We start from the raw sequence: 23,646 nt of genomic DNA, 5'->3' as shown, positions 1-23,646 counted from the left end.
GTGGCGCAGGGTGCGGTTATTCCACAGCTTTGACCATGTCCTCGACGACCTTCTTGGCATCGCCGAAGACCATCATGGTCTTGTCCATGTAGAACAGCTCGTTGTCCAGGCCGGCATAGCCGCTGGCCATGGAGCGCTTGTTGACGATGACCGTCTTAGCTTTGTACGCCTCGAGGATCGGCATGCCGGCGATAGGCGACTTTGGATCGTTCTTCGCCGCCGGGTTGACCACGTCATTGGCGCCGAGCACCAGCACCACGTCGGCCTGGCCGAACTCGGAGTTGATGTCGTCCATCTCGAAGACCATCTCGTACGGCACCTCGGCCTCGGCCAGCAGCACGTTCATGTGCCCGGGCATGCGGCCGGCAACCGGGTGGATCGCGTACTTCACGGTCACGCCCATATGCGTCAGCTTCTCGGCCAACTCCATCAGCGCGTGCTGCGCGCGGGCCACCGCCAGACCATAGCCGGGGACGATGATTACGGTGTCAGCGTTCGACAGGAGGAAGGCGGCGTCATCGCTGGAGCCGGATTTGACCGGGCGCTGTTCCTTGCTGCCCGTCGCGGGGCCAGCATCGGCATCGCCACCAAAGCCGCCGAGGATGACGTTGAAGAACGAGCGGTTCATCGCCTTGCACATGATGTAGGAAAGGATCGCGCCGCTCGAGCCCACCAGCGAGCCGGCGATGATCAGCATCGAGTTGTTCAGCGAGAAGCCGATCCCGGCCGCCGCCCAGCCCGAATAGCTGTTGAGCATCGAGACCACCACCGGCATGTCGGCGCCGCCGATGGGGATGATGATCAGCACGCCGATGACGAAGGCCAGCGCCACCAGAATCATGAACGCAGTGAAGTTGCCGCTGAAGGTATAGATCAGGCCCAGTACCAGAATCGCCACGCCAACGGCGAGGTTGATTTTGTGCTGGTTAGGAAACGAGACAGGCGCGCCCTGGAACAGGCGGAACTTGTACTTGCCCGACAGCTTGCCGAAGGCGATCACCGAACCGGAGAAGGTGATGGCGCCGATGGCTGCACCAAGGAACAGCTCCAGGCGGTTACCGGCCGGGATCGGGTAACCGATGGCCTGGACGATGCCCAGCGACTGCGGCTCGAGCACTGCGGCGATAGCGATGAACACTGCTGCCAGGCCGATCATGCTGTGCATGAAGGCGACCAGCTCGGGCATCTTGGTCATTTCGACGCGCTTGGCCATCAGCGTGCCGATGGTGCCGCCAATCAGCAGGCCGAGGACGATGAAGCCGAGGCCGCTCCAGGGGCTGGCGCTCTCGGCCAGCTGTGAGCCGAGCTTGAACACCAGGAACACCGTGGTAACCACGGCGATGCCCATACCGATCATGCCGAACAGGTTGCCGCGACGTGAGGTGGTGGGGTGCGACAGGCCTTTGAGGGCCTGGATGAAGCTCACCGAAGCGATGAGGTAGAGCAGGGTAATCAGGTTCATGCTCATGGCTTGGACTCCGCCTTAGCGCTGCCCGCAACGGAAGCGCGCTCCTTCTTCTTGAACATTTCCAGCATGCGGCGGGTTACCAGGAAGCCGCCGAAGACATTCACGGCAGCCAGCGTCACCGCCAGGGTGCCCATCAGCTTGCCCATCGGGGTGACCGTTAGCGCGGCGGCCAGCATGGCACCGACGATGACGATTGCCGAAATCGCGTTGGTGACCGCCATCAGGGGGGTGTGCAGCGCGGGGGTGACGTTCCAAACCACGTGGTAGCCGACGTAGATCGCCAGCACAAAGATGATCAGGTTGTAGATGCCATCAGAAATCATGTCCATGTTCAGGCTCCCTTATCCGTTGGTGCGCACGACTTGGCCGTCACGGCACATCAGGCACGCGGCGACGATGTCGTCTTCGAGATTGAGCTGGAATCGGGCTTCGCCATCGATCACCAGCTTGAGGAAGTCCAGCAGGTTGCGTGCGTATAGCGCCGAGGCATCCGCCGGCACGAGGGTCGCCAGGTTGGTGTAGCCAACCAAGGTCACGCCGTGCTTGACCACCACCTGATCGGCTTCGGTCAATGGACAGTTACCGCCTTGGGAGGCGGCGAGGTCGATGACCACCGAGCCGGGCTTCATCTGCTGCACGGTTTCTTGCTGCAGCAGCGTCGGCGCCTTGCGGCCCGGAATCAGCGCGGTGGTAATGATAATGTCGGCCTGCTTGGCACGCTCGTGCACGGCCTGAGCCTGACGGGCCATCCAGCTTGCCGGCATCGGCCGGGCGTAGCCGCCGACGCCTTCGGCGCATTCGCGCTCTTCATCGGTCTCGCACGGCACGTCGACGAACTTGGCGCCAAGGGACTCGATCTGCTCCTTCACCGCAGGACGTACGTCAGAGGCTTCGATCACCGCACCCAGGCGCTTGGCCGTGGCGATGGCTTGCAGGCCGGCAACACCGGCGCCGAGTATCAGAACGCGAGCGGCCTTCACCGTACCGGCTGCGGTCATCAGCATCGGCATGAAGCGCGGATACTGGTTGGCGGCGACCATGACCGCCTTGTAGCCGGCGATGTTGGCCTGGGAGGAGAGCACGTCGAGGCTCTGCGCACGCGACGTGCGCGGTGCCGCTTCCAGGGCAAACGCGGTGATGCCGCGTTGCGCCATGCGTGCGATGTTTTCATTGTCGAAGGGGTTGAGCATCCCTACCAAGACCGTGCCTGGCTGCATCTGTGCCAGCTCGGTTTCGCTCGGTGCGTTTACCTTCAGCAGGATCTCTGCTGCGAACGCCGCGGCGGCATCGGCGATGGTTGCGCCTGCCGCTTCATAGGCACTGTCCGGGACACTGGCCTGTACGCCAGCCCCGCTCTGCACCGTCACCTGATGCCCTTGGCCGATCAGCTTCTTGATGGTTTCCGGTGTCGCGGCAACGCGCGTTTCACCGGGCCTGGTTTCGAGAGGAACGCCAATGTGCATTGTTCTTGTTCTCCTGCTTGATCGTAACCAGCGAGCTGCTCGGTCACCCGGCTTGGCATCGCTGGTGGTACTTTTCGCCCAACCACTGCGGATGGTGGTCGAGTGTGGATCGGCTAACGGCTCCCTGCAGCTGGTGTTAAATCCGCAGAGGCGCGGCATTCTGCAATCGCCTGAAAAATCAAACAACTGTTTTAATCAAGACTCGCTTATGTCGCTACGTTCACAACCTGACCGGTTGGTTGCTTCGGATGGCTGCAGACAGCGCGGGTATTGGCTTCGACCTTCGTCTAAGGTTCCATACCAAGTTATGCGCGGCGCAATCATGAATGACAGACCATAGACGGTGTATTCCCCGGCGGACTTGTCTGTATGCGACCTTGGTGCTGGTCGGCGCGCAGAATGTCCAAAAAACCGGGCAAAGGTTTGCAATGTCATGCATTCCTTGTAGTCAAAAGCCGATGGTTGCGCCGGCTTCGGGCTGCCGACGTTCTTCGATTGCATTACACGCGAGAAATTCAGCATGGCCGAACTGGACGTGAACGAAATGACAACGCTGCTCGAGGAGCCAGTCCAGCGGCGCCTGCCGTTTGCCTTCGCTCGGCGTCATGGCGTGATACTGCTGGACCGCCCCGAAGGCTTGCGCCTGTGCGTGCGCGAGGGCGCGCCGCTGACCGCTCTGCAGGAGGCGCAGCGTGTCGCTGGTGGCCCGCTGGCGATGCAGTGGCTGGCCCAGGATGACTTCGAGCAAGCCTTGAGCGCCGCCTACCAGCACGATTCCTCGGCGGCGATGCTCATGGTCGAAGGGTTGGGCGACGAGATGGACCTGCACAGCCTGGCCGACCAGATCCAGGAAACCGAAGACCTGCTCGAACAGGAAGACGATGCGCCGATCATTCGCCTGATCAATGCGATTCTCGGCGAGGCGATCAAGGAAAACGCTTCGGATATCCATGTGGAAACCTTCGAAAAGCGATTGGTGATTCGCTTCCGCATCGACGGCATCCTGCGCGAAGTGGTGCAACCCAAGCGCGAACTGGCGGCATTGCTGGTGTCGCGAATCAAGGTCATGGCGCGGCTGGACATCGCGGAGAAGCGCGTCCCCCAGGACGGCCGGATTTCACTGCGGGTCGGCGGTCGCGAGGTCGACATCCGCGTCTCGACGCTGCCGTCGGCCAATGGTGAACGCGTGGTCTTGCGGCTGCTCGACAAGCAGGCCGGTCGGCTCACCCTTCGCCACCTTGGCATGAGTGACCGTGATCGCAAGGTGATGGAACAGGCGGTGCAGAAGCCTCATGGGATCATTCTGGTCACCGGCCCGACCGGGTCCGGTAAGACGACCACGCTGTATGCCAGTCTGGTCACGCTCAACGACCGCACGCGCAATATCCTCACCGTCGAAGACCCGATCGAATACAACCTCGAAGGCATCGGCCAGACCCAGGTCAATACCAAGGTCGATATGACCTTCGCCCGTGGCCTTCGCGCCATCCTGCGTCAGGATCCGGACGTGGTGATGGTCGGCGAGATCCGTGATCAGGAAACCGCCGACATGGCTGTGCAGGCGTCGCTCACCGGTCACCTGGTGCTCTCGACCCTGCACACCAACAGCGCCATCGGTGCGGTGACACGCCTGGTGGACATGGGCGTCGAGCCATTCCTGATTTCATCGTCGCTGCTCGGCGTGCTGGCCCAACGCCTCGTCCGCGTGCTGTGTAATGACTGCAAACGCGCCTATGTCGCCGACGAAGCCGAATGCGCGCTGTTCGGTCTCGATCCGAGCGAGGCGCCGACCCTGTATCACGCCGAGGGATGTGACGTTTGCCGCCAGCTGGGTTATCGCGGGCGGACCGGCATCTACGAGCTGGTGATGTTCGATGACACCCTGCGCAGCATGATCCATACCCGCGCAGCCGAACAGGATATGGTCCGCCATGCTCGCCGGCTGGGCCCGAGTATCCGTGAGGACGGCTTGCGCAAGGTACGTGAAGGCGTGACCACCATCGAAGAAGTGTTGCGCGTGACCCGCGAGGAATAAGCGCATGAGTTGTACCGGCAGAAGGATCGCTACCCTGGCCATGACCGCCTTTGAATACCGCTTCGTTGTTGCTGACCACGGCAATCCAGCCGTCTCCATGATGTGGTCTTCCCAGGTTGGGGCCGCGCTGTGGCGGCCGACACGAATGGCTGAAGGCTGATGGCGGCATTCGAATACATCGCCCTCGATCCCCGAGGTCGTGAGCAGAAGGGCCTGATCGAGGCTGACAGCCCGCGGCAGGCGCGTCAGCTGCTGCGCGAGAAGCAGTGGTCGCCGCTGGAGGTCAAGCAGGCCAAGGCCAAGGAAGACAGCGGTGGCGGCGGCTTCGCCTTCGGTCGCGGACTGTCGGCGCGGGATCTGGCATTGGTGACCCGCCAGCTCGCCACGTTGGTGCAGGCCGCGTTGCCCATCGAGGAAGCCCTGCGCGCCGCCGCGGCGCAATCGACGTCGCAGAAGATCAAATCGATGCTGCTGGCCGTGCGGGCGCGCGTGATGGAAGGCCACAGTCTGGCTGGCTCGTTGCGCGAATACCCGTCCGCCTTTCCCGAGTTGTATCGCGCGACCGTCGCGGCCGGGGAGCATGCTGGCCACCTCGGATTGGTGCTCGATCAGCTGGCCGACTACACCGATCAGCGCCAGCAGTCGCGGCAGAAGATTCAGCTGGCGCTGCTGTATCCGGTGATCCTGCTGGTGGCGTCGCTGGCCATCGTGGTGCTGCTGCTGGGCTACGTGGTGCCGGACGTGGTCAAGGTCTTCGTCAACACCGGCCAGCAACTGCCAGCGCTGACCACCGGGCTCATTGCGGTGAGCGAGGCGGTACAGCGCTGGGGCTGGTTGATGTTCATCGGCATCGTCGCCGCTGCATTGGCCATGCGCCAGGCGCTGCGTGACGACAAGATCAAGCGTCGCTGGCATGCGTTCATCCTGCGTATTCCGCTGGTAGGGCGGCTGGCGCGGGCGACCAACACCGCGCGTTTCGCCTCGACCCTGGCGATCCTTACCCGCAGCGGTGTGCCGTTGGTGGATGCGCTGGGGATTGCCGCGGCGGTGATCGCCAACCTGCGCATTCGCGACAAGGTCATCGAGGCGGCGCAGCGGGTGCGCGAAGGCGGCAGCTTGACCCGCGCATTGGACGCCACCGGTGAGTTCCCACCGATGATGCTGCACATGATCGCCAGCGGCGAGAAGTCCGGCGAGCTCGACCAGATGCTCGCCCGCACCGCGCGCAATCAGGAAAACGACCTGGCCGCGCAGATCTCGCTGTTGGTGGGTCTTTTCGAGCCCTTCATGCTGGTGTTCATGGGGGCTGTGGTATTGGTGATCGTCCTGGCGATCCTGCTGCCGATTCTTTCTCTCAATCAACTGGTGGGCTAGTAAGCATGACCTTGAACGAACGCAAGCAAAGGGGCTTTACCCTCATCGAAATCATGGTGGTGGTGGTGATCCTCGGGATCCTCGCCGCGCTCGTGGTGCCGCAAGTGATGAACCGCCCAGACCAGGCCAAGGTGACCGTGGCCAAGGGGGACATCAAGGCGATCAGCGCCGCCCTCGACATGTACAAGCTGGACAACTATTCCTACCCCAGCACCCAGCAGGGCCTGGATGCGCTGGTGGAAAAGCCCGGTGGCAACCCGCAGCCGAAGAACTGGAACCGCGACGGCTATCTCAAGCGCGTGCCGAAGGACCCTTGGGGCAACGAGTACCAGTATCTGTCGCCGGGCACCCAGGGCCAGTTCGATCTGTATTCCTATGGCGCCGATGGCAAGCAGGGCGGGTCCGACCTGAACGCGGATATCGGTAACTGGGACCTCTGATCGATGCCTCGGGCGCGCCGGGAGGGCGGCTTCACGCTGATCGAACTGCTGGTAGTGATCGTAATCCTCGGCAGTCTGGTGGGCTTGGCGGTGCTCTCGATGGGCAGCTCGAGTTCGTCTCGTGAGGTGCGTGACGAAGCGCAGCGACTGGCGACACTGATCAGCCTGATGGCCGATGAAGCCGTACTCGACAGCCGTGAATACGGCCTGCTGGTCAGCCGCGACGGCTACCGGGTAATGCACTACGACGAGGCCGATGCGCGCTGGCGCGATGCCGGAGACGGGAAGGCGCACCAAGCGCCGGAATGGATGCAGCTGGAGCTGGAGCTCGATGGCGCGCCACTGAAGCTGGTGGCGCCGGTCAAGCGCGAGGACGACCCCATCGGCCTTTCCGATGACGATGACCGCAAACGCCGCCGTGCGCCCCGCGTTCAGCCACAGCTGTTGATCCTGTCGAGCGGTGAGCTTTCACCATTCACCCTGACCTTCTCCGACGAACGACCGGGCGGCACCGGCTGGGTGGTCTCCAGCGATGGCTTCAGCATGCCCCGTGCAGAGCCGCAGGAAGCGCGCCGATGAGTCGCGACCGGCCCCGTTCAAGCGGATTCACCTTGCTCGAAGTACTGGTGGCATTGGCGATCTTCGCCATCGTCGCCGCGGTGGTGCTGACTGCGGCCGGGCGCAGCGTAAACAACGCCGGGCGGTTGGAGGCATTGACGCTGGCCGGTTGGATCGCCGACAACCGCCTCACCGAACTGCAATTGCAGCAGCCGGCACCGAGCATTGGCCGCCAGGACCTGAAGCTGGAGTTCGGTGGTCGCCAGTGGCAGACGCTCAGCGAAGTGGAAACCAGTGGAACACCTGGGCTGTTGCGCATCCAGGTCTGGGTAGCAGCGGCCGATTCGCGCCGAGACAAGGATGGCTCCATCGAAGAGCGTGCCGTGACCAGCCTCACCGGCTTCGTCGGGGTTGACCCGTGATGCGTCGCGTTGTGGCCGGCTTTACCTTGCTGGAGCTGCTGATCGCCATCGCCCTGTTCGCGCTGCTGGGGCTGGCAACCTACCGCATGCTCGAGGCCGTGCTGCGCAGCGACGAAGTGGTGCGGGCCCAGGAAACCCAGCTGCGCCAGCTCGGCCGCGCCGTATGGCGCTTGGAACGGGACCTGATGCAAGCGGTGCCGCGACCGGTGCGAGATGGTTACGGTGATGAGCAGAACGCCTTTGTCGGTCAGCTCGCCGGCTTCGAGGGCGGTGCGGCGTTGGAGCTGACCCGCAGCGGCTGGCGCAACCCCACCGGGATGCGCCGGGCCAACCTGCAGCGGGTGCGCTGGCGCCTCGCCGGAGACACGCTGGAGCGGCTTTACTGGATCGTGCTGGACCGGGATCTGGACAGCGAGCCACGGGTGCAGCAGGTACTCGATGACGTTATCGAGCTGCGCCTGCGTTATCTCGATGCGGAAAACAGCTGGCACGAAGAATGGCCGCCGTTCGAGTTCGGCCGGGGCGATCCGGAGGAGCAGGCGCGCCGGTTGCCGGTCGCCGTCGAGGTGTCGTTCGATCATCAGCGTTACGGCACCATCACCCGGCTGCTGCGTCTGCCGGATGGCCCGACACCGGCGCCGCAGTTCATCCAACCGGATTCGCAGGGCGTTCCTGAGCCGGTGACCGAGGATGAACTGCAATGAGGGCCCAGCGCGGCGTCGCGCTGATTACCGTGCTGCTGGTGGTGGCCATCGTCACGGTCGTCTGTGCCGGCATGATTGCCCGTCAGCAACTGTCGATTCGCGGTACCGCCAACCAGGCGCAGGCACGCCAGGCTTGGCACTACGCGCTGGGTGGAGAAGCGCTGGCGCAGTCGATGCTGCGCCGCGATCTGCAGACGTCCGGTAACGGCACCGACCAACCCGCCGTCGATCATCTGCTCGAACCCTGGGCACTGCCGCAGCCGGCCTATGACCTCGACGAGGGGCAGGGCCAGGTGCAGATCCGTATCGAAGACCTGGCCGGGCGCTTCAACCTCAACAGTCTGGTCCAACAGCAGCAGCCAAATGCCGCGGCGCTGGCGCAGTTCCGGCGGCTGCTGCTGCGCCTGCAGATCAGCGAACCTTATGCCGAGCGCCTGCTCGATTGGCTGGACAGCGACCAGCAGCCCAGTGGCGAACATGGCGCCGAAGACAATGCCTATCTGCTGCTCGATCCCCCCTACCGCACCGCGGGACGGCGTCTTGAGGATCTGTCGGAGCTGCGCTTGCTGCTCGATATGCGCGACGAGGATTTCCAGCGCCTGGCGCCCTTTGTCGCCGCGCTGCCGGCGGACACTCCGTTGAACGTCAATACGGCCAGTGCCATGGTGCTGTCGAGTCTCGCCGACAGCCTCAGCCTGAGTGCCGCCCAAGCGCTGGTGCAGGCGCGACCGGCAGGCGGGTTTCGCGATGTTGCGGCTTTCATGGCGCAACCCGCGCTTGGCGGTGTCCAATTACAGGGCACCAGCGTGGCGGTGACGAGTCAGTTCTTCCAGGCCATCAGCGAGGTGCGTCTGGCTGATCGCCGACTGGCTCTGGTGAGCCAGTTGCGACGTGAGGAAGACGGCGAAGTCCGTGTCCTTCAGCGAAACCTGGGGCAACCGCCACGGCTGCCGCGCCAAACCACCGATGGAGAGCGATAGCTGATGGACTGTCTGTTTCTGCCTGCTGATTGCGGCCCCCGGCTCGACGCCGACACCCAGGCCTACTGGTTGCCGGGCGAGGGCGAAGGTGGCTGGATGCCGCTGGCGAGGTGTGCCGAGCAGGCCCCGGCGGCGGTCACCCTGGTACTGCCGGCCGAGGTCTGCAGTTCAGTCGCGGTCAACCTGCCGACGCGCAAGGCGCGCTGGGTCAACCAGGCGATGGCCTATGCGGTGGAAGAGCTGCTGGCCGAAAACGTCGATGATCTACATCTGACCCATGGCGATGCGCTGGAAGACGGGCGTCGACGGGTCATCGCCATTCGCCGACAGCTGCTGGCGGACTGGTTGGAAGATCTGCAGGCGCTGGGGCTGACCATCGTTGCCATCCATGTCGATGCCGATCTACTGCCGCGTGACGGTACCCAGCTGTTGTTCATCGATGGGCGCGCGTTGCTCGGCGGCGCCCCGGAAGCCCGGCTCGCCTTCGACAGCAGCCAGTGGCCGCACCTGGCCGCGCAATGCCCGGCGCCTCATCATGGCCATGGCACGCTGGAAGAAGCCCCTAGGCCGCTGGATGATTACCAGCGGCTGGACGATCCATACCGCTTCCTCGCGTCGGGGCGTGCCGCTGCGCTGAATCTGGCCCAGGGCGACTTCGCCGTACGGGCCGCCGGCAGCGGACTAGGCCCGTGGAAGCCGGCGTTGGCGGTGCTCGTGTTGGTGCTGGCGGTGCAGTTGATCTTCAATCTGGTCCAGGCGTGGTCTCTGGAGCGTCAGGCCGAACGCTATGCCGACGCCAGCCGCGCCCTCTACAGCGAGCTGTTTCCCGAGGATCGGCGCATTGTCAACCTGCGTGCACAGTTCGACGAGCACATTGGCCAGCGCGCAGGAGGCTCGGCCGGGTTCATGCGGCTGCTGGACGAGGTGGCCCTGGCGATGGCCGAAGGGCTTCCCGTGTCGATCAGTCAGCTGGACTACAACCAGGCCCGTGGCGACCTGGCCCTGCAGGTGCGCGCTAGCGATTTCGCAGCGTTGGAACAGCTGCGTCAGCGTCTGGGCGAGACCGGTGAAAGTGTTCAGCTGGGCTCTGCCAGTCGGGACGGCGATGCCGTCAGCGCGCGCGTCGTGATAGGAGGTCAAGGATGAATCTGAGACAGCAAATGCGCGTACGCCTGGCGGAATCCCCGTTGTGGATGCGCTGGCAGCGCCTGCAGCCGCGTGAGCGGCTGTCACTGACCCTGCTAGGGGCCTTCCTGCTGGTGGTGCTTTTCTATGTGCTGCTCTGGCAGCCGGCCCAGCAGCGCGTGCGTGATGCACAGGCCTATTTTCAGCAGGAGCGCGAGCTGCATGCCTATCTGGAGCAGAACACCGAACTGGCCCGGCAGATGTCCCGTAACAACCCGGTATCGCTGGCACCCGAGCAGTTGCAGGGGCTGGTGACGCAGAGCGCACAGCAGAGCGGTCTGACCATCGAAAGCTTCGACATCGGCAATGACGGCAGCGTGCAGGTGAGCTTGCCCGGCGCGTCCTACGCCACGCTGTTGCGCTGGTTCGATGAGCTGCAGGCGGCAGGCGCTAGCCTGGCGGAGGTCAGCATCACGCAGGTCGGTGAGGGGCTGGTGGATGCTCGGGTGAGCTTCCGCGCGAGCGCGTAGCACCCGCGGGGTTGGCATGAAGCAGCGCGGCGACCGGCGCTGTATCGGATCAATGCGGCGGCTGAATCTGCATCGCCAAGGCACGTAGCGCCGCTTCGGCATCGAGCACCTTGTTGACCACATCGTCGGCTTTCTCGCGGCTCAGCCCGAGGCGATCGAACAGCTCCTGAGGAATCTCACTGTAGGGGCCGGAGCCGATGCCGCGGTTGCGCAGCAGGCGTATCGCGAGGCAGACCAGATTGGCATGAGCGGCATGCTCGCCCTGGTAGTGCGGGTCATGCTGGAAACGCAGCGCTGTGGACAGCTCATCCGGCATCCCCCAATAGCGCATCAGCCAGGCGCCGATCTGCTCGCGGGTAATACCGAGCAGATGCTGTTCGATGATGCTGTGGTTCAGGTGTGGATTGACCTCCAGGTGGCGGCAGATCAGTGAAAAATGTGGTGGGAACACGTGCGCCAACACCAGATAGCCGAAGTTGTGCAGCAGGCCCGCCAGATAGCTGAGTCCGGCCTCGGGGCGCTGAGTACGGGGAATGGCGCGGTTCAGGCCTTCGATCACCGCCGCGGTGTAGATCGACTGCTGCCAGTACGGCGTCGCCTGCTGCGGCTGGTCCTTGGGCAGGCTCAGCGTCTTGCCCAGCGCCAGGCCCAGCGCCAGATTGATCACCAGATCGAAACCAAGCACCCGCACGATGGCATCTTCCACCGAGCGGATTTTGCCTGGTGCGGCGTAGTACGGCGAGGCGGCCCAGCTGACTACTTGCGCGGCCAGCGCCGGGTCGGTTTCGACGACACCGGTAATGTCGTCCACCGTGGCGTCCGGGTTGACGCGCAACTTGATGATCTTCTGCGCCGTCTGGGCCAGCGGCGGAATCTCGATGGTTTCTTCCAGACGTTTCTGGATGCGCCGAGCGGTAAAGCTCTGCACTGCCTGGGTGATTTCGGCGCTGTCGTGTTCGGGGCGGTTGAGGTTGGGTCGGATGGCGCTCAGAGGAATAGCGAACTGGCCGGCGCCGGCCTTGCTGAGCAGCGTCTTGAAGTCATTGCTCGCCATCGCCAGGAGGATGCCGGGCTGACCGGATTCGACCAGTAGTTCCGGTTGCTGCAACAGGCGCTCTTCATAGAGACACGGCGAACTGGTCAGCGGTGGCAGGCCGGGCAGCACCTTGAGATCGTGCTTGGTCAGCATACGCATCAGCCGTTCGGGCTTGACCGCTACCAGCTGGCGCCCGGTCAGTTCGACCAGGCGCGGCAGGTCGAGCAGATGGTCGCGGGGATGGAGTACCAGCAGCGCACCGATGGCGTCATCAACCAGAACGGCCTGCACACGCTGGGCCGGATCCAGATCCGAGCGGTCTTCGCAGGTGCGGTAGGGCAACGCCAGTTTGTCCAGCAACTGGACAATCATTGGCGGTAGCGAGATGTCGTTGTCGCTTGCGGCAGCCGTATTCATAACAGATCCGTGTTTATTCCCGATTGGCGCAGTATAGCCTTGGGTTTAGTGCGGTTTGATTTTACCGACGAGCGTCAAACCTGCCCGTATTGCTGGCCGTGACGCAGCCAGCGCTCCAGTAGCGGGCTGACATGTTGCGGCCAGCGCGCCAGCAGAGCCTGCGCCGCGTCGCGCACCGAAGGCAGCAGATCGGCGTCGCGCATCAGGTCGGCGACCTTGAATTGCAGCAGGCCGGTCTGCCGGGTGCCCAGCATTTCGCCGGGGCCACGTAGCTCCAGATCCTTCTCGGCGATGATGAAACCATCGCAGGTTTCGCGCATGATCCCCAGCCGTTCGCGGCCGATCTGCGAAAGAGGCGGGTGATAGAGCAACACGCAATGGCTGGCTGCGCTGCCCCGGCCGACCCGCCCGCGCAGCTGGTGCAGCTGAGCGAGGCCCAGGCGCTCGGGGTTCTCGATGATCATCAAGCTGGCGTTGGGCACGTCGACGCCCACTTCGATCACCGTGGTCGCTACCAACAGTTGCAGCCGGCCTTCCTTGAACTCGGCCATCACCGCGGCTTTTTCGGTTGGCTTCATGCGGCCATGAATCAACCCGACGTTGAGTCCGCCGAGCGCCGCTGATAAATCCTCGAAGGTGGTTTCGGCAGCCTGACAGGTGAGCTCCTCGGACTCTTCGATCAGCGTGCAAACCCAATAGGCCTGGCGTCCTTCATTGCAGGCCGAGCGCACCCGCTCGATGACTTCCGGACGACGGCTGTCGGCCACCAGCACGGTGTTCACCGGGGTACGGCCGGGCGGCAACTCGTCCAGGATCGAGGTATCCAGATCGGCATAGGCGCTCATCGCCAGGGTCCGCGGAATGGGCGTGGCGGTCATGATCAGCTGGTGCGGACACAACCGGCCATCGACGCCCTTACGGCGCAGGGCCAGGCGCTGCTGCACGCCGAAGCGGTGTTGCTCGTCGATGATTACCAATGCCAGACGCTTGAATCGCACCTCATCCTGGAACAGCGCGTGGGTGCCGACCACCATCGGGCAGCCGTCGGCGATGCGCTCCAGTGCCGCGGTGCGGGCCTTGCCTTTGAGCTTGCCGGCCAGCCAGGCGACCTCGATGCCCAGCGGCTCGAGCCATTTGCAGAAGGTGATGAAGTGCTGCTCGGCGAGAATCTCGGTCGGCGCCATCAGCGCCACCTGATAACCAGCTTCCAGCGCCTGCAGCGCGGCCAGCGCAGCGACCACGGTTTTGCCAGCACCGACATCGCCTTGCACCAGGCGCAGCATCGGCTCGTCCTGGGCGAGGTCATAGGCGATTTCGGCGCCGACCCGCTGCTGCGCGCCGGTGGGCTGGAAGCCGAGGTTATGCAGATAACGCTGCGGCAGGCTGCGCGCCGGTGGCAACGGTGGCGCATGTTGTGCTCGAACGCTCTCGCGCAGCCGTTGCAGCGACAATTGATGGGTCAGCAGCTCCTCGAACGCCAGGCGATGCTGCGCCCAGTGACGGCCTTCGGCGAGTTCTTCGAGATCGGCGTCCGGCGGCGGTCGGTGCAGGTAACGGATGGCTTCGTCCAGGGGCGCCAGTCGATAGTCACGCGCGAGCTCGTCGGGCAACCAGTCGGGCAGGCTGTGCGGGCCGAGCCGGGCCAGCGCCTGTTGGGTGAGCTGCCGCAGCCGCTGCTGGGTCAGGCCTTCGGTGGTTGGATAGATGGGGGTGAGCGTCTGCTCCACGGCAACCGTTTCGCTGTCACTGAGCGCGCGGTATTCCGGATGATAGATTTCCAGCCCCGAGGCGCCGGGCCTGGCCTCTCCGTAGCAGCGCAGCTGGGTGCCGCGCTTGAGGCCTTCCTTCTGTGCCTGGCTGAAATGATAGAAACGCAGGCTGAGGCTGCCGCTGCCATCGTGCAGGCGCACCAGCAGGCTGCGGCGTCGACCCATGACCACATCGGCACCGGTCACCGTGCCTTCGACCACCGCATCCTGGCCCGGCCGTAGCGCACCGATCGGCACGATGCGGGTGCGATCCTGATAGCGCAGGGGCAAATGGAACAGCAGGTCCTGCAGGGTTTCCAGGCCGACCTTGGCGAGCTTTTCGGCCAGTGCCGCGCCAACGCCCTTGAGTGCGGTGACCGGGACCGCCGCCAGCTCGCTCATGGGTTCACGCGTTCGCAGCAGGCGGTTTGGCGACCGAGCACAGGCGGATGGAGTCGGCCAGCACCTCGATTGCCTTCGGACGCGGGAAGCTCGCGCGCCAGGCGATCGCCACGGTGCGGAACGGCACCGGTGCGGTCAGCGGACGAATGTCCAACACGCCGGGAGAGTAGTGATGGCTGTCGACCGCCGACAGCGGCAGTATCGATACACCAAGACCGGAGGCGACCATGTGGCGGATGGTTTCCAGCGACGAAGATTCAACCGTGGTGTGGCTCGGGGCCTCGCCCTTGCGAGTGGTCGGGCAGGCTTCGAGCACCTGATCGCGGAAGCAGTGACCTTCACCGAGCAGCAGCAGGCTCTTGTCGTTGAGCATCTCGGTGTCGATGGTTTCTTTCTGGGCCCACGGATGGTTGGCCGGCATCAGCACATAGAACGGCTCGTCATACAGCGGCAGCGTCAGCACGTCGGCTTCCTGGAACGGCAGGGCGATGATGATCGCGTCCAGCTCGCCGGTGCGCAGCTTGTCGCGCAGCACGTGGGTGAAGTTTTCCTCGATATACAGCGGCATGTCCGGCGCCACGCGATGCAGCTGCGGGATCAGATGCGGAAACATGTACGGGCCGACGGTATAGATGGCACCGACCTTGAGCGGCGCCGCCAGCTGATTCTTGCCCGCCTGGGCCAGCTCGCGAATGCTTTGCGCCTGCTCGAGCACCTTCTGTGCCTGGGTGACGATGCCTTCACCGACCGGCGTCAGTCGGACCGCGCTTTTGGTCCGCTCGAAAATCAGCACGCCGAGCTCGTCCTCGAGCTTTTTTACTCCCACCGAGAGGGTTGGCTGGCTGACGTGACAACGCTCGGCGGCGCGGCCGAAATGTTGTTCCTGGGCGAGCGTGACGATGTAGCGCAGTTCGGTCAGTGTCATAGCGAGTTTCCATCAGGGTGCGGGCTAGCATAGCCTTTGCTCGAGTTCGAACCAACTGGACAGCGCCCGTTCATGGCGAGCTGATCAGCGGCAAAACTCACCGGGCAGCGGTACACTCCAGTAAGGCGGGCCGATTGAGTGACCCGCAATGGTTACGGAGCAACCGCCATGGCAACTCGTCCCTCTGTAATGATCGCCGGCTGCGGCGATGTCGGCATCCGTCTCGGGCTGCAGCTGAGCCGGACGGGCTGGACCGTTTACGGCCTGCGTCGCCAGGCAGCGGGTCTGCCGGTACCGATCTTACCGGTCAAGGGTGATCTGTCCGCGAGCGAAGTGCCGCGCAGCTGGCCCAACGGTACGCTGGACTATCTGGTATACGCCGCATCGGCCAGTCAGCATGACGAAGCGGGGTACCGTACCGCCTATGTCGATGGGTTGCGCAATGCCCTCGGCTGGCTACAGCAGCGCGGGCAGCAACCCAAACGGCTGTTTTTTCTTTCCAGCACCGGCGTCTACGCGCAGAACGACGGGGAGTGGATCGACGAGACCTCTCCCACCGAGCCCACCGGCTATACCGGTCAGGTGATGCTGGAGGCCGAGCAGCTGGCACTGGATAGCGGCATTCCGGCCACACGGGTGCGTATGGCCGGGCTCTATGACCCCGCGCGACCCTGGATGCAGAATCAGGTCCGTGCCGGCCTGCGTGTCGACCGCGAACCTCCCCAATACAGCAACCGCGTGCACCGTGACGATGCCGCAGCGCTGCTGGCTTGCCTGCTGCAGACCGATCTGAATGGAGGCGATCTGGAGGATTGCTATCTGGGGGTCGACGATGATCCGGCCCCGCTGCATGAAGTCATCGACTGGCTCCGTGAGCGGCTCGGGGTGACCCATTGGGCCGAGCAGACGATGACCCGCCGCGCCGGCAGCAAACGTTGCAGCAATGCCCGCGCCCGTGCCCTGGGCTGGACGCCGCAGTATGCAAGCTATCGCAACGGCTACGCCTCTATCCGCCCCGGCAAAGGCTAAGCGCAAAGGGGGCGCCGTGAGACGTTAGCAGGCGGTCCGTGACTATCTTTGTGCTTCTGTAGGAGCCAGCAGCTAGCGATCCGTGCTCAGCCATGCTCCGTGTTGGCGCCAGCGCCGGTTCGCGAGCAAGCTCGCTCCTACGAACAGCGTGACGTGCCGATAATGCATCTCCGCGTTAGGCCGATATAACGTCTCAATCCAGCGCCATTTATCGCAGTTCGTCGGCGATTCCGCCTCATTGCGCTGGATTCAGGCAACTCTGCCGCAGCCGCGCTTACTAAAAATCTGATAGTGCGCACGCCGTAGCTCTGCCGCATGGCAGCAATCGGACCAGGAGCAGCTGCCGCCTCGCGGCGAAATATCAGGAAGAACCACCACGGCGGCGTTCCAGACACCCGACCAGGAGATTTTTCCATGAGAGCGCTTCGCTGGCACGGCAAGCACGATATCCGCTGCGATAACCACGTCCCGGACCCCTCAATCGAAGACCCGCGCGACGCCATCATCAAGGTCAGCTCCTGCGCCATCTGCGGCTCGGACCTTCATCTCTACGACGGCTTCATGCCGGGCATGAAGCACGGCGACATCGTCGGTCACGAGTTCATGGGCGAGGTCATGGAAGTCGGCTCCGCCAACCATAAACTCAAGGTCGGCGACCGTGTGGTGGTGCCCTTCACCATCGTCTGTGGCGAATGCGACCAGTGTCGGCGCGGCAACTTCTCGGTGTGCGAGCGCACCAACCGTAACAAGGACATCGCTGACAAGGTCTTCGGCCACACCACCGCCGGCCTGTACGGCTACACCCACCTTACCGGCGGCTATGCCGGCGGTCAGGCGGAATACGTGCGCGTACCCTATGCGGATGTCGGCCCGGTCGTTATCCCGAACGGGCTTACCGATGAGCAGGTATTGTTCCTTGGCGACATCCTGCCGACTGGCTGGCAGGCGGCGGCCCAGTGCGACATCCAACCCACCGACACTGTCGCTATCTGGGGCGCCGGCCCGGTCGGCCAGTTCGCCATTCGCAGCGCGGTCATGATGGGCGCCGAGCAGGTGGTCTGCATCGACAACGTGCCCGAGCGGCTGTCCATGGCCCGCGCCGGTGGCGCCATCACCATCAACTTCGATGAGGAAAGCGTGCTCGAGCGGCTCAAGGAGCTGACCCGTGGCAAGGGGCCGGAGAAGTGCATCGACTCGGTCGGTATGGAAGCGCACGCGGCGCGCTCCATCGACTCCATGTACGACCGCGCCAAGCAGGCGTTGATGCTGGAAACCGATCGTCCCCACGTACTGCGCGAGATGATTTACGTCTGCCGGCGGCCGGGATCATTTCCATTCCGGGCGTCTATGGTGGGCTGATCGACAAGATTCCCTTCGGCGCGGCAATGAATAAAGGCTTGACCTTCCGCATGGGCCAGACCCACGTCAACCGCTGGACCGACGACCTGCTCAAACGCATCCAGGAAGGCCAGATCGACCCATCCTTCGTCATCACTCACAGCGTCAGCCTTGAGCAGGGGCCCGAGATGTACAAGACCTTCCGCGACAAGCAGGACGGTTGCATCAAGGTAGTTCTCAAACCCTGAGTCAGACCCTGTGAACACCACCGCGCTCGGCCATGCTGCGTTGAAGACAGGCTAATAAAGAGCCCACTTGCGGCTCGTAAACTCCGCTTTTAGCCTGTCTTCGCCTCGCCTGACCTTCGCTCGCTACGTTTTCACAGGGTTCGCTGATGCAGTTGTCTCGCTATTCAGACGGCTTCCTGAGGAGAGATTCATGAGCGTTCCACATCGAGTAACCCATACCAATCATTCCGCCCGTTCACTGGCGCGTAGCCTCGGCTGGTTCAGCATCGGGCTGGGCGTTGCGCAGCTGGCCATGCCCGGCAGGCTGGCGCGGTTTCTTGGCGTGCCCGGGCATGAGGGGCTGATTCGCGCCTGCGGCGCCCGCGAAGTGGCGACCGGTATCGGCCTGTTGCTGAGCGATGATCCCAAACCCTGGATCTACGGCCGCATCGGCGGTGATGTGCTGGATCTGGCTGGGCTCGGCATGAGCATCGAAAACGGCACCGAGCAGGTGAACGCCGCCATCGCTGCGGGCGCTGTGGCAGGCATCACCGCGCTGGACCTGTCCTGCGCCAACGGCCTTTCCGCTGAAAGCGAGTGGGTGACCGAATGGGATTACAGTGATCGCAGCGGTTTCCCACAGGGGCCTGATGCGATGCGCGGGCGAGTCGAGGCCGAGTTTGCCGCAGCGCGCGCCGAACCTAACGGTTACAGCCCATCGACCATGCTGCACTGAGGTTTGGTAATGGCTGCGAAGTGCGGCGCCGAAGCTACCCGAAGCCGAAGCCGAGGCTCGCCTCGCTTAGGAGTGCGGGTGACGTTGGGTTGATATCGGATTGGCAAGTCTGATTCTGTTTGGCTGGCTTGAAAGGGAAATGTTCAGGCCAGCCGCTACAGCCGTCTTATCAGCCCTGTATCACCCCTCACTTCCTAATAACCCGCGAAGAACCATTCTTTGCTAAGGTTTGCCGTCGGCCATTGGCCGCACACCTTCCCGCGCCGCCAGCCCGTTGTCGGCGAGCCTGCCGATGAGAAACCATGTCCGCTGTCGTCAACGTCGTCCTACCGGTTTTTGCGCTGATTCTTCTGGGTTATCTCTGCCGACGCACCGGCCGCATGGGGCCGAATGGCGCCTCCGAATTGAATCGTTTCGTCGTCTGGCTAGGGCTGCCTGCGCTGTTGTTCAGCGTGGTTGCCACCTCCACCTGGGAGCAGCTCTGGCAGCCGGGTTTCATCACCGCGTTTGCCGTTGGCTGCCTTGGCGTGTTCGGTTTCACCCTGGTCTATCGACTGGTGCAGAAGCAGCCGCTGGCCGACGCTAGCCTCGATGCGCTCGGCGCGTCATACGCCAACACCGGCTACGTCGGCATTCCCCTGACCATGCTGGTGCTCGGTGACGAGGCGCTGCAGCCGGCCATGGTGGCGTCGATCATCGTCGTCTGCGTGCTGTTCGCCATTGCCCTGGCCTGCGTGGAGACCGGTCTGCATGCCGGTCAGGGCTTCAGCCGCACGCTGGGCAAGGTCAGCGCCGCGCTGTTGCGTAACCCGCTCGTGGTGGCGCCTGTGCTCGGTGGCTTCTGGGCCGCGAGTGGATGGGCTCTACCGGTTCCGCTGGCGACCTTGCTCAGCTTGCTCGGCGCGGCGGCGGCACCTTGCGCATTGGTGTCGTTGGGATTGTTTCTCGCCCAGCCGCAGCCAGGCGGCAAGGTCGCGGGCGTCTGGCCGCTGGTGGCTTTGAAGCTGGTGGCTCAGCCGCTGATCACTTGGTACCTGGCGTTTCAGGTATTCGAGCTGCCGACCCTCTGGGCCTATTCGGCGCTGCTGCTGAGCGCACTGCCCACCGGCACCGGGCCCTACATGCTTGCCGAGTTCTATGGCCGAGAGGCCTCGCGGGTGTCGCGCGTAGTGCTGTACTCGACGCTGGGCTCATTGATCACCCTATCGATCTGCCTGGTGCTGCTGCCGGTTTAGCGTGAAAAACCGCGAAGCGCTTTCCACGCGGTGTCCCGGTATCGCACCGCACAGCGCTTCAATCCGCCGGCCGGGTCACTTCCAGCACCACCGCGGCGATCCGATCGCACTCGGTATAGGCACCTTCGAGCAGTTCTTCGCCGAACACATCCGGGTCGACTTCGCGGTAGGTCCATTGCAGGCCTCGGCCCTCCAGACGCTGGCGGACTTCGCGGAGGAACGGGTCCTGATTGCCCACCATCGCCACGCCGGTGTAGAGCAGCAGCGTGCCGCTTGGAGCCAGGCGTTCCACCGCGCTGTCGAGGATTGCCAATGACAACCCGGCACCCAGCGGACCGCCGCCGTGGCGATAGGCACGCTCGCCCGGGTCGACTAGATAGGGCGGGTTGGCCAGGATCAAATCGAATTCGCCCTCGACACTGTTGAGCAGATCGCTGTGCCGGGCCACCAGGTTGTCAGCGCCCGCCAAGGCCGCGTTGATGCGCGTCAGGCGCAGCGCCGACGCATTGATATCCACGGCCAATACTTCAGCCTGTGGCCGCGCCAGCGCAGTGAGGATGGCGCCGGCACCGGAGCCGCAGCCAACATCCACGACGCGGCCGATATGCCCTGGATGATTGTTCAGGTGCGCCTGGATGGCATGGGCGAAACGGTAGGTGTCCGGGCCGAAGAACACCGCGTCGGGTGCATCGGTGGGGTAGGCCGAATGCACAAACAGTTGCCCGTCGAGACTCGACAGCCGCACCCGGCTACGCCAGCGCGAGCCACAGGGGACGAGCACGCCGGCCTGGTCCATCAGGCTGAAGATCGCGGGGGGTAGTAGCTCGTGCTGAAAGGGCCGGCTCCAGCCGAAGACCCCCGACAGGTCTTTGGCCAGCGCATTTTCGACGCGGCTGTTGACGCGTTCGTGGGTGAGTGGCGTGGGTGTGATGAAGTGATAGCCGCGCTCGTGGAGCGCCTGAGCCAAGTGCAGCAGCGCGCGGTCCTGGGCTGATTCCGTTGTCATGTGCTTCCGTTTCCCTGGCGAGCGTTCGCCTTCGTCAGTTGAAGAGTCCGGTAAAAATTCGAGTGGCCAGCAGACCGGCGGCGCTGTGGTGGCGGGTCGGCGCCAGCAAGGGCAGCAGATGGCGCATGCGTGCCTCGCGAGTCGGCAGTTGCGCCAGTTGTTGTTCGAGCAGCTGGGCTTCCTGATCGAAGTCGCTGATGGCCTGTTCCGGGCTGTGCACCAGAGCGGGCCTGGAGCGCTCGCTCGACGTTAGCCGACGACCGCTGAACTGGCCCTGGCGCTGCGCCAATGCGGGATGCGGCTTGCCGCGGGTTGGGGCCTGTTCGGCCAGCCAATCGCCGGCGATCCAGTCGTGAATCAGTTGCTGCTCGTGGGCGCTGAAAACGCCGAACATGGGCGCCTGTTCGCCGGTGATCAGTTGCCAGAAGCGGCTGTGCTGCGGGTCTTCGTGACGCTTGATCCAGCTGCGCTGCTGCAGGGTATCGAGGAACTGCGGAATCAGCGCCGGCTCGGCCAGCCACTGATTCACGGTGCGGCCATCGAAACGGCAATAGTCCGAATGCACGAACTGGCCGACGCTCGACTTCTTCTCCAGTACACGCAGCACTTCCTGCTCCGGGTCGAACCCGGCAATCACCGAAAGCGTACTGGCGCCCAGGTCGTTGAGGCGGTAGCCGTTGATGACCCGGCGATAGAAGGCCTCGCTGTCGCCAACCTGCGGCCAGGCATCCAGCAGGCCCTGTATGGCTTTCTTGGCATGGCCGTTGTCGGCGTTGTCGACGGTCACATGCAGCGTGAAATAGTAGGGGTCGATGCCCAGCTCGGTGAGCTCATAGGAACTGATCAGCAGGTGCAGCGGCAGTTGTTCGTAGCCCAGGTTGAATCCGATCACCTCCGGCAGGAACTGTTCGGCGTGCTCGGCCAAGGCCAGCTGAATCGCGCCCTGGACGAAGTTGTCGTCCTCCAGGTTCTGCCAGTCGTCGCAGCCTTGGCTGGCAAGCAGCTTGCGATAGAGCACCACATGGTTCTTTTCCGGCAGGCCTTCGCCGAGTTCTTCCAGGTACGTCTGGATCAGTGCGGCGAAACGGGCATCATCCCAGCGCTGCAGCAATCCGTAGAGCCAGGCGCCGTCGACCAGTTTGGTCGGCGCCACCCCGCGCAGGAAATGCAGGGCGTGGGCCTTGCTGGAGAAATAACGGCGCGGCGCACCGGCACGGCGCTCGTCGAGGTAGGTCTGGTACTGGCCGCCGATCTTTGCGGTATGGCTGCCGAGCCAATCGCCTAGCTCAGCCGGATCCTGCGGCAAATCGCAGGGCAGTGCTGCTGCGGCTTCCAGCTGGCTGTTGAGGTAGTCCGCCGCGCTGGTGCGGGCGCTATCGCTACCCGGTGCATCGAGCAGAGCGAAGTAAAGCGACCGGGAGGGTGCCGCTGTCTCTGCGACGGGGGCGATATCTACGGGCAGGCTTCGAGTCAATTGCATAGGTTCACACGACGGCAGTTGGGGAAGTCCCCAGATGGTTTTTTGGCTGTCGCCCTGCGGGTAAGTTCAGCGCGCCTGCCGAATGGCCGGTCATCTGCGGGCACGATTTCCGTGCAACTTCCAGGATGGCGCGTCTTCCTAACTACAGGGCACAGAGCCGTGCCCGATCAATCAGACGGAGGTCCCATGAATCCATCCGAGCGTGGCGAGGAAAATCTCGAAACCATCAAGGACCGCAACGAAGAGCGCACAGACCGGGCGAGCGGTACCAGCAACGGCGAAGCGGCTGGCGGCGATCGCAACGACGTGCCGGGAGGCGCCTACAACGTGCCGCCGGGCATGGCAGATGAAGTCAGCGAAGAAGACGCACTGAAGCATCGCAAGCCGCAAAATCCCGAGCGCTAGCGCCGCGTGCGCAGTGGTTCGGGTGCTGCTTCGCGGCGCTGAAAAATAGTGCGTTCAGCCCTTAAGTTTCGTCGCGTTCTGGTCGCCTGCTGCCTGTAAGCACACCGCCAGCCGCCGTGCCGGGAGGACGCTCCCGGCCGCCGGAGGCGACCAAAGGACTGCCAGAGCCTCGCCATGCGCCAACACAGCCGCCTTACCTTTCGCCATCTCAGCCGTATCCAGGTAACCAACCGTCTCAGTGGCGATCCCATGGGCTACGTTGGCGACCTGTCCATCGGCGGTCTGCGGTTGGTGGCCAAGCAGCCCCTGTCCATTGGCGGCTGCTACGAAATGCGCCTGCACGTGCCGGATCACGGCGAGCGGCTGCGCGAGATCGACGTGGTGGTGATCTGCCAGTGGGTGCGCAAGGATTCGCGTCGCGATTCGTTCGAAATGGGCTTCGCCCTCGACCGGCCCAGCCCGTCGTTCGTCGAGATGGTGGCGCAGCTGCTGCCGAGACGGCGCTGACTCAGGGGCCGCGAAGACCTCTAGCAAGGCGTTGAAAAACGCAGTCTTGCCAACGC

The 23,646-nt window shown here is 63.9% G+C and carries 23 protein-coding genes and 1 pseudogene; 16 read left to right on the top strand and 8 right to left on the bottom strand.

Annotated elements, in window-relative coordinates; genetic code table 11:
• Nucleotides 1-16: 16 nt before the first annotated feature.
• Genes DQ405_RS01485 through DQ405_RS01475 form a run of 3 tightly spaced genes read right to left on the bottom strand, consistent with a single transcriptional unit; the run spans nucleotide 17 to nucleotide 2,931 of the window.
• The gene (locus tag DQ405_RS01485; RefSeq protein WP_168422587.1) at nucleotides 17-1,468 is read right to left on the bottom strand and encodes an NAD(P)(+) transhydrogenase (Re/Si-specific) subunit beta; all 1,452 of its coding nucleotides are present in this window, start codon (nucleotides 1,466-1,468) and stop codon (nucleotides 17-19) included.
• The gene (locus tag DQ405_RS01480; RefSeq protein WP_168422586.1) at nucleotides 1,465-1,797 is read right to left on the bottom strand and encodes an NAD(P) transhydrogenase subunit alpha; all 333 of its coding nucleotides are present in this window, start codon (nucleotides 1,795-1,797) and stop codon (nucleotides 1,465-1,467) included. Before DQ405_RS01480 ends, DQ405_RS01485 begins: the two co-directional genes overlap by 4 nt.
• Before the next feature lie 12 nt (nucleotides 1,798-1,809).
• Nucleotides 1,810-2,931 (bottom strand): Re/Si-specific NAD(P)(+) transhydrogenase subunit alpha, encoded by a 1,122-nt coding sequence (locus DQ405_RS01475; protein WP_168422585.1) that lies wholly within the window; start codon nucleotides 2,929-2,931, stop codon nucleotides 1,810-1,812.
• 520 nt (nucleotides 2,932-3,451) lie between these two features.
• On the opposite strand from DQ405_RS01475, the gene gspE reads away from it, so the two are divergent.
• From gspE to DQ405_RS01425, 10 genes are read left to right on the top strand one after another with little or no spacing between them, the layout of a single operon-like run.
• On the top strand, nucleotides 3,452-4,966 hold the full coding sequence (gene gspE, locus DQ405_RS01470) for a type II secretion system ATPase GspE (RefSeq protein ID WP_168422584.1): 1,515 nt from the start codon (nucleotides 3,452-3,454) through the stop codon (nucleotides 4,964-4,966).
• Nucleotides 4,967-4,970: 4 nt separating this feature from the next.
• A complete protein-coding gene (locus DQ405_RS01465; protein WP_168422583.1) occupies nucleotides 4,971-5,126 on the top strand; it encodes a hypothetical protein in 156 nt (51 codons plus the stop codon).
• On the top strand, nucleotides 5,126-6,340 hold the full coding sequence (xcpS, locus tag DQ405_RS01460; protein ID WP_168422582.1) for a GspF family T2SS innner membrane protein variant XcpS: 1,215 nt from the start codon (nucleotides 5,126-5,128) through the stop codon (nucleotides 6,338-6,340). Before DQ405_RS01465 ends, xcpS begins: the two co-directional genes overlap by 1 nt.
• A 5-nt stretch (nucleotides 6,341-6,345) precedes the next feature.
• The gene (gspG, locus tag DQ405_RS01455; RefSeq protein ID WP_168422581.1) at nucleotides 6,346-6,780 is read left to right on the top strand and encodes a type II secretion system major pseudopilin GspG; all 435 of its coding nucleotides are present in this window, start codon (nucleotides 6,346-6,348) and stop codon (nucleotides 6,778-6,780) included.
• Between the two features lie 3 nt (nucleotides 6,781-6,783).
• Nucleotides 6,784-7,359 (top strand): type II secretion system minor pseudopilin GspH, encoded by a 576-nt coding sequence (gene gspH / locus DQ405_RS01450; protein ID WP_168422580.1) that lies wholly within the window; start codon nucleotides 6,784-6,786, stop codon nucleotides 7,357-7,359.
• Nucleotides 7,356-7,760 carry a type II secretion system minor pseudopilin GspI gene (gspI, locus tag DQ405_RS01445; protein WP_168422579.1) on the top strand — a complete coding sequence of 135 codons (405 nt, stop codon included), beginning with the start codon at nucleotides 7,356-7,358 and terminating at the stop codon, nucleotides 7,758-7,760. The genes gspH and gspI overlap by 4 nt, the downstream gene beginning before the upstream one ends.
• Nucleotides 7,760-8,464 (top strand): type II secretion system minor pseudopilin GspJ, encoded by a 705-nt coding sequence (gene gspJ / locus DQ405_RS01440; protein ID WP_168422733.1) that lies wholly within the window; start codon nucleotides 7,760-7,762, stop codon nucleotides 8,462-8,464. The genes gspI and gspJ overlap by 1 nt, the downstream gene beginning before the upstream one ends.
• A complete protein-coding gene (gene gspK / locus DQ405_RS01435; protein ID WP_168422578.1) occupies nucleotides 8,461-9,444 on the top strand; it encodes a type II secretion system minor pseudopilin GspK in 984 nt (327 codons plus the stop codon). Before gspJ ends, gspK begins: the two co-directional genes overlap by 4 nt.
• 3 nt (nucleotides 9,445-9,447) lie before the next feature.
• Nucleotides 9,448-10,590, top strand: coding sequence for a type II secretion system protein GspL (gene gspL / locus DQ405_RS01430; protein ID WP_168422577.1), 1,143 nt, complete (start codon nucleotides 9,448-9,450; stop codon nucleotides 10,588-10,590).
• The gene (locus tag DQ405_RS01425) at nucleotides 10,587-11,099 is read left to right on the top strand and encodes a type II secretion system protein M (protein ID WP_168422576.1); all 513 of its coding nucleotides are present in this window, start codon (nucleotides 10,587-10,589) and stop codon (nucleotides 11,097-11,099) included. The genes gspL and DQ405_RS01425 overlap by 4 nt, the downstream gene beginning before the upstream one ends.
• Nucleotides 11,100-11,148: 49 nt before the next feature.
• Here the strand turns inward: DQ405_RS01425 and DQ405_RS01420 are convergent, their stop codons facing one another.
• The 3 genes from DQ405_RS01420 to DQ405_RS01410 form a co-directional block, all read right to left on the bottom strand.
• Nucleotides 11,149-12,552, bottom strand: coding sequence for an aminoacyl-tRNA deacylase and HDOD domain-containing protein (locus DQ405_RS01420; RefSeq protein ID WP_168422575.1), 1,404 nt, complete (start codon nucleotides 12,550-12,552; stop codon nucleotides 11,149-11,151).
• A 74-nt stretch (nucleotides 12,553-12,626) separates the two neighbouring features.
• On the bottom strand, nucleotides 12,627-14,702 hold the full coding sequence (recG, locus tag DQ405_RS01415; RefSeq protein WP_168422574.1) for an ATP-dependent DNA helicase RecG: 2,076 nt from the start codon (nucleotides 14,700-14,702) through the stop codon (nucleotides 12,627-12,629).
• 4 nt (nucleotides 14,703-14,706) lie between these two features.
• Nucleotides 14,707-15,627, bottom strand: coding sequence for a hydrogen peroxide-inducible genes activator (locus tag DQ405_RS01410; protein WP_168422573.1), 921 nt, complete (start codon nucleotides 15,625-15,627; stop codon nucleotides 14,707-14,709).
• A gap of 168 nt (nucleotides 15,628-15,795) precedes the next feature.
• Here DQ405_RS01410 and DQ405_RS01405 point away from each other — a divergent pair, with 168 nt between their 5' ends.
• The 4 genes and pseudogenes from DQ405_RS01405 to DQ405_RS01390 all read left to right on the top strand — a co-directional run bounded on the left by DQ405_RS01405 (nucleotide 15,796) and on the right by DQ405_RS01390 (nucleotide 20,192).
• On the top strand, nucleotides 15,796-16,656 hold the full coding sequence (locus DQ405_RS01405; RefSeq protein WP_168422572.1) for an SDR family NAD(P)-dependent oxidoreductase: 861 nt from the start codon (nucleotides 15,796-15,798) through the stop codon (nucleotides 16,654-16,656).
• Between the two features lie 414 nt (nucleotides 16,657-17,070).
• A pseudogene (locus tag DQ405_RS01400) lies at nucleotides 17,071-18,242 on the top strand (zinc-dependent alcohol dehydrogenase).
• A 190-nt stretch (nucleotides 18,243-18,432) separates the two neighbouring features.
• Complete coding sequence (locus tag DQ405_RS01395) at nucleotides 18,433-18,957, top strand: transcriptional regulator (protein WP_168422571.1); 525 nt, start codon at nucleotides 18,433-18,435, stop codon at nucleotides 18,955-18,957.
• Between the two features lie 302 nt (nucleotides 18,958-19,259).
• Nucleotides 19,260-20,192 carry an AEC family transporter gene (locus DQ405_RS01390; protein WP_168422570.1) on the top strand — a complete coding sequence of 311 codons (933 nt, stop codon included), beginning with the start codon at nucleotides 19,260-19,262 and terminating at the stop codon, nucleotides 20,190-20,192.
• A gap of 58 nt (nucleotides 20,193-20,250) precedes the next feature.
• Here DQ405_RS01390 and DQ405_RS01385 read toward each other — a convergent pair whose 3' ends face one another.
• On the bottom strand, nucleotides 20,251-21,198 hold the full coding sequence (locus DQ405_RS01385; RefSeq protein WP_168422569.1) for a methyltransferase: 948 nt from the start codon (nucleotides 21,196-21,198) through the stop codon (nucleotides 20,251-20,253).
• Between the two features lie 34 nt (nucleotides 21,199-21,232).
• Nucleotides 21,233-22,678, bottom strand: coding sequence for an iron-containing redox enzyme family protein (locus DQ405_RS01380; RefSeq protein ID WP_168422568.1), 1,446 nt, complete (start codon nucleotides 22,676-22,678; stop codon nucleotides 21,233-21,235).
• A 186-nt stretch (nucleotides 22,679-22,864) separates the two neighbouring features.
• Here DQ405_RS01380 and DQ405_RS01375 point away from each other — a divergent pair, with 186 nt between their 5' ends.
• Nucleotides 22,865-23,083 (top strand): hypothetical protein, encoded by a 219-nt coding sequence (locus DQ405_RS01375; protein ID WP_168422567.1) that lies wholly within the window; start codon nucleotides 22,865-22,867, stop codon nucleotides 23,081-23,083.
• Nucleotides 23,084-23,257: 174 nt separating this feature from the next.
• Nucleotides 23,258-23,590 carry a PilZ domain-containing protein gene (locus DQ405_RS01370; RefSeq protein WP_168422566.1) on the top strand — a complete coding sequence of 111 codons (333 nt, stop codon included), beginning with the start codon at nucleotides 23,258-23,260 and terminating at the stop codon, nucleotides 23,588-23,590.
• Nucleotides 23,591-23,646: the final 56 nt, after the last annotated feature.

It is taken from the genome of Pseudomonas sp. SST3 (genome assembly GCF_003325755.1).
The sequence above is the reverse complement of the archived record's forward strand: the minus strand, read 5'-3'. Positions and strand labels throughout refer to the sequence as shown.

Bases quoted from the DNA above. Each gene is read 5' to 3' on its own strand.
- gspG (WP_168422581.1), top strand. From the start codon at position 6,346: ATGACCTTGAACGAACGCAAGCAAAGGGGCTTTACCCTCATCGAAATC.
- DQ405_RS01380 (WP_168422568.1), bottom strand. From the start codon at position 22,678: ATGCAATTGACTCGAAGCCTGCCCGTAGATATCGCCCCCGTCGCAGAG.
- gspE (WP_168422584.1), top strand. From the start codon at position 3,452: ATGGCCGAACTGGACGTGAACGAAATGACAACGCTGCTCGAGGAGCCA.
- DQ405_RS01395 (WP_168422571.1), top strand. From the start codon at position 18,433: ATGAGCGTTCCACATCGAGTAACCCATACCAATCATTCCGCCCGTTCA.
- DQ405_RS01405 (WP_168422572.1), top strand. From the start codon at position 15,796: ATGGCAACTCGTCCCTCTGTAATGATCGCCGGCTGCGGCGATGTCGGC.
- DQ405_RS01465 (WP_168422583.1), top strand. From the start codon at position 4,971: ATGAGTTGTACCGGCAGAAGGATCGCTACCCTGGCCATGACCGCCTTT.
- gspJ (WP_168422733.1), top strand. From the start codon at position 7,760: ATGCGTCGCGTTGTGGCCGGCTTTACCTTGCTGGAGCTGCTGATCGCC.
- DQ405_RS01390 (WP_168422570.1), top strand. From the start codon at position 19,260: ATGTCCGCTGTCGTCAACGTCGTCCTACCGGTTTTTGCGCTGATTCTT.
- DQ405_RS01370 (WP_168422566.1), top strand. From the start codon at position 23,258: ATGCGCCAACACAGCCGCCTTACCTTTCGCCATCTCAGCCGTATCCAG.
- DQ405_RS01485 (WP_168422587.1), bottom strand. From the start codon at position 1,468: ATGAGCATGAACCTGATTACCCTGCTCTACCTCATCGCTTCGGTGAGC.
- xcpS (WP_168422582.1), top strand. From the start codon at position 5,126: ATGGCGGCATTCGAATACATCGCCCTCGATCCCCGAGGTCGTGAGCAG.
- DQ405_RS01420 (WP_168422575.1), bottom strand. From the start codon at position 12,552: ATGAATACGGCTGCCGCAAGCGACAACGACATCTCGCTACCGCCAATG.
- DQ405_RS01475 (WP_168422585.1), bottom strand. From the start codon at position 2,931: ATGCACATTGGCGTTCCTCTCGAAACCAGGCCCGGTGAAACGCGCGTT.
- gspH (WP_168422580.1), top strand. From the start codon at position 6,784: ATGCCTCGGGCGCGCCGGGAGGGCGGCTTCACGCTGATCGAACTGCTG.
- DQ405_RS01375 (WP_168422567.1), top strand. From the start codon at position 22,865: ATGAATCCATCCGAGCGTGGCGAGGAAAATCTCGAAACCATCAAGGAC.
- DQ405_RS01410 (WP_168422573.1), bottom strand. From the start codon at position 15,627: ATGACACTGACCGAACTGCGCTACATCGTCACGCTCGCCCAGGAACAA.
- gspI (WP_168422579.1), top strand. From the start codon at position 7,356: ATGAGTCGCGACCGGCCCCGTTCAAGCGGATTCACCTTGCTCGAAGTA.
- recG (WP_168422574.1), bottom strand. From the start codon at position 14,702: ATGAGCGAGCTGGCGGCGGTCCCGGTCACCGCACTCAAGGGCGTTGGC.
- DQ405_RS01425 (WP_168422576.1), top strand. From the start codon at position 10,587: ATGAATCTGAGACAGCAAATGCGCGTACGCCTGGCGGAATCCCCGTTG.
- DQ405_RS01385 (WP_168422569.1), bottom strand. From the start codon at position 21,198: ATGACAACGGAATCAGCCCAGGACCGCGCGCTGCTGCACTTGGCTCAG.
- DQ405_RS01480 (WP_168422586.1), bottom strand. From the start codon at position 1,797: ATGGACATGATTTCTGATGGCATCTACAACCTGATCATCTTTGTGCTG.
- gspL (WP_168422577.1), top strand. From the start codon at position 9,448: ATGGACTGTCTGTTTCTGCCTGCTGATTGCGGCCCCCGGCTCGACGCC.
- gspK (WP_168422578.1), top strand. From the start codon at position 8,461: ATGAGGGCCCAGCGCGGCGTCGCGCTGATTACCGTGCTGCTGGTGGTG.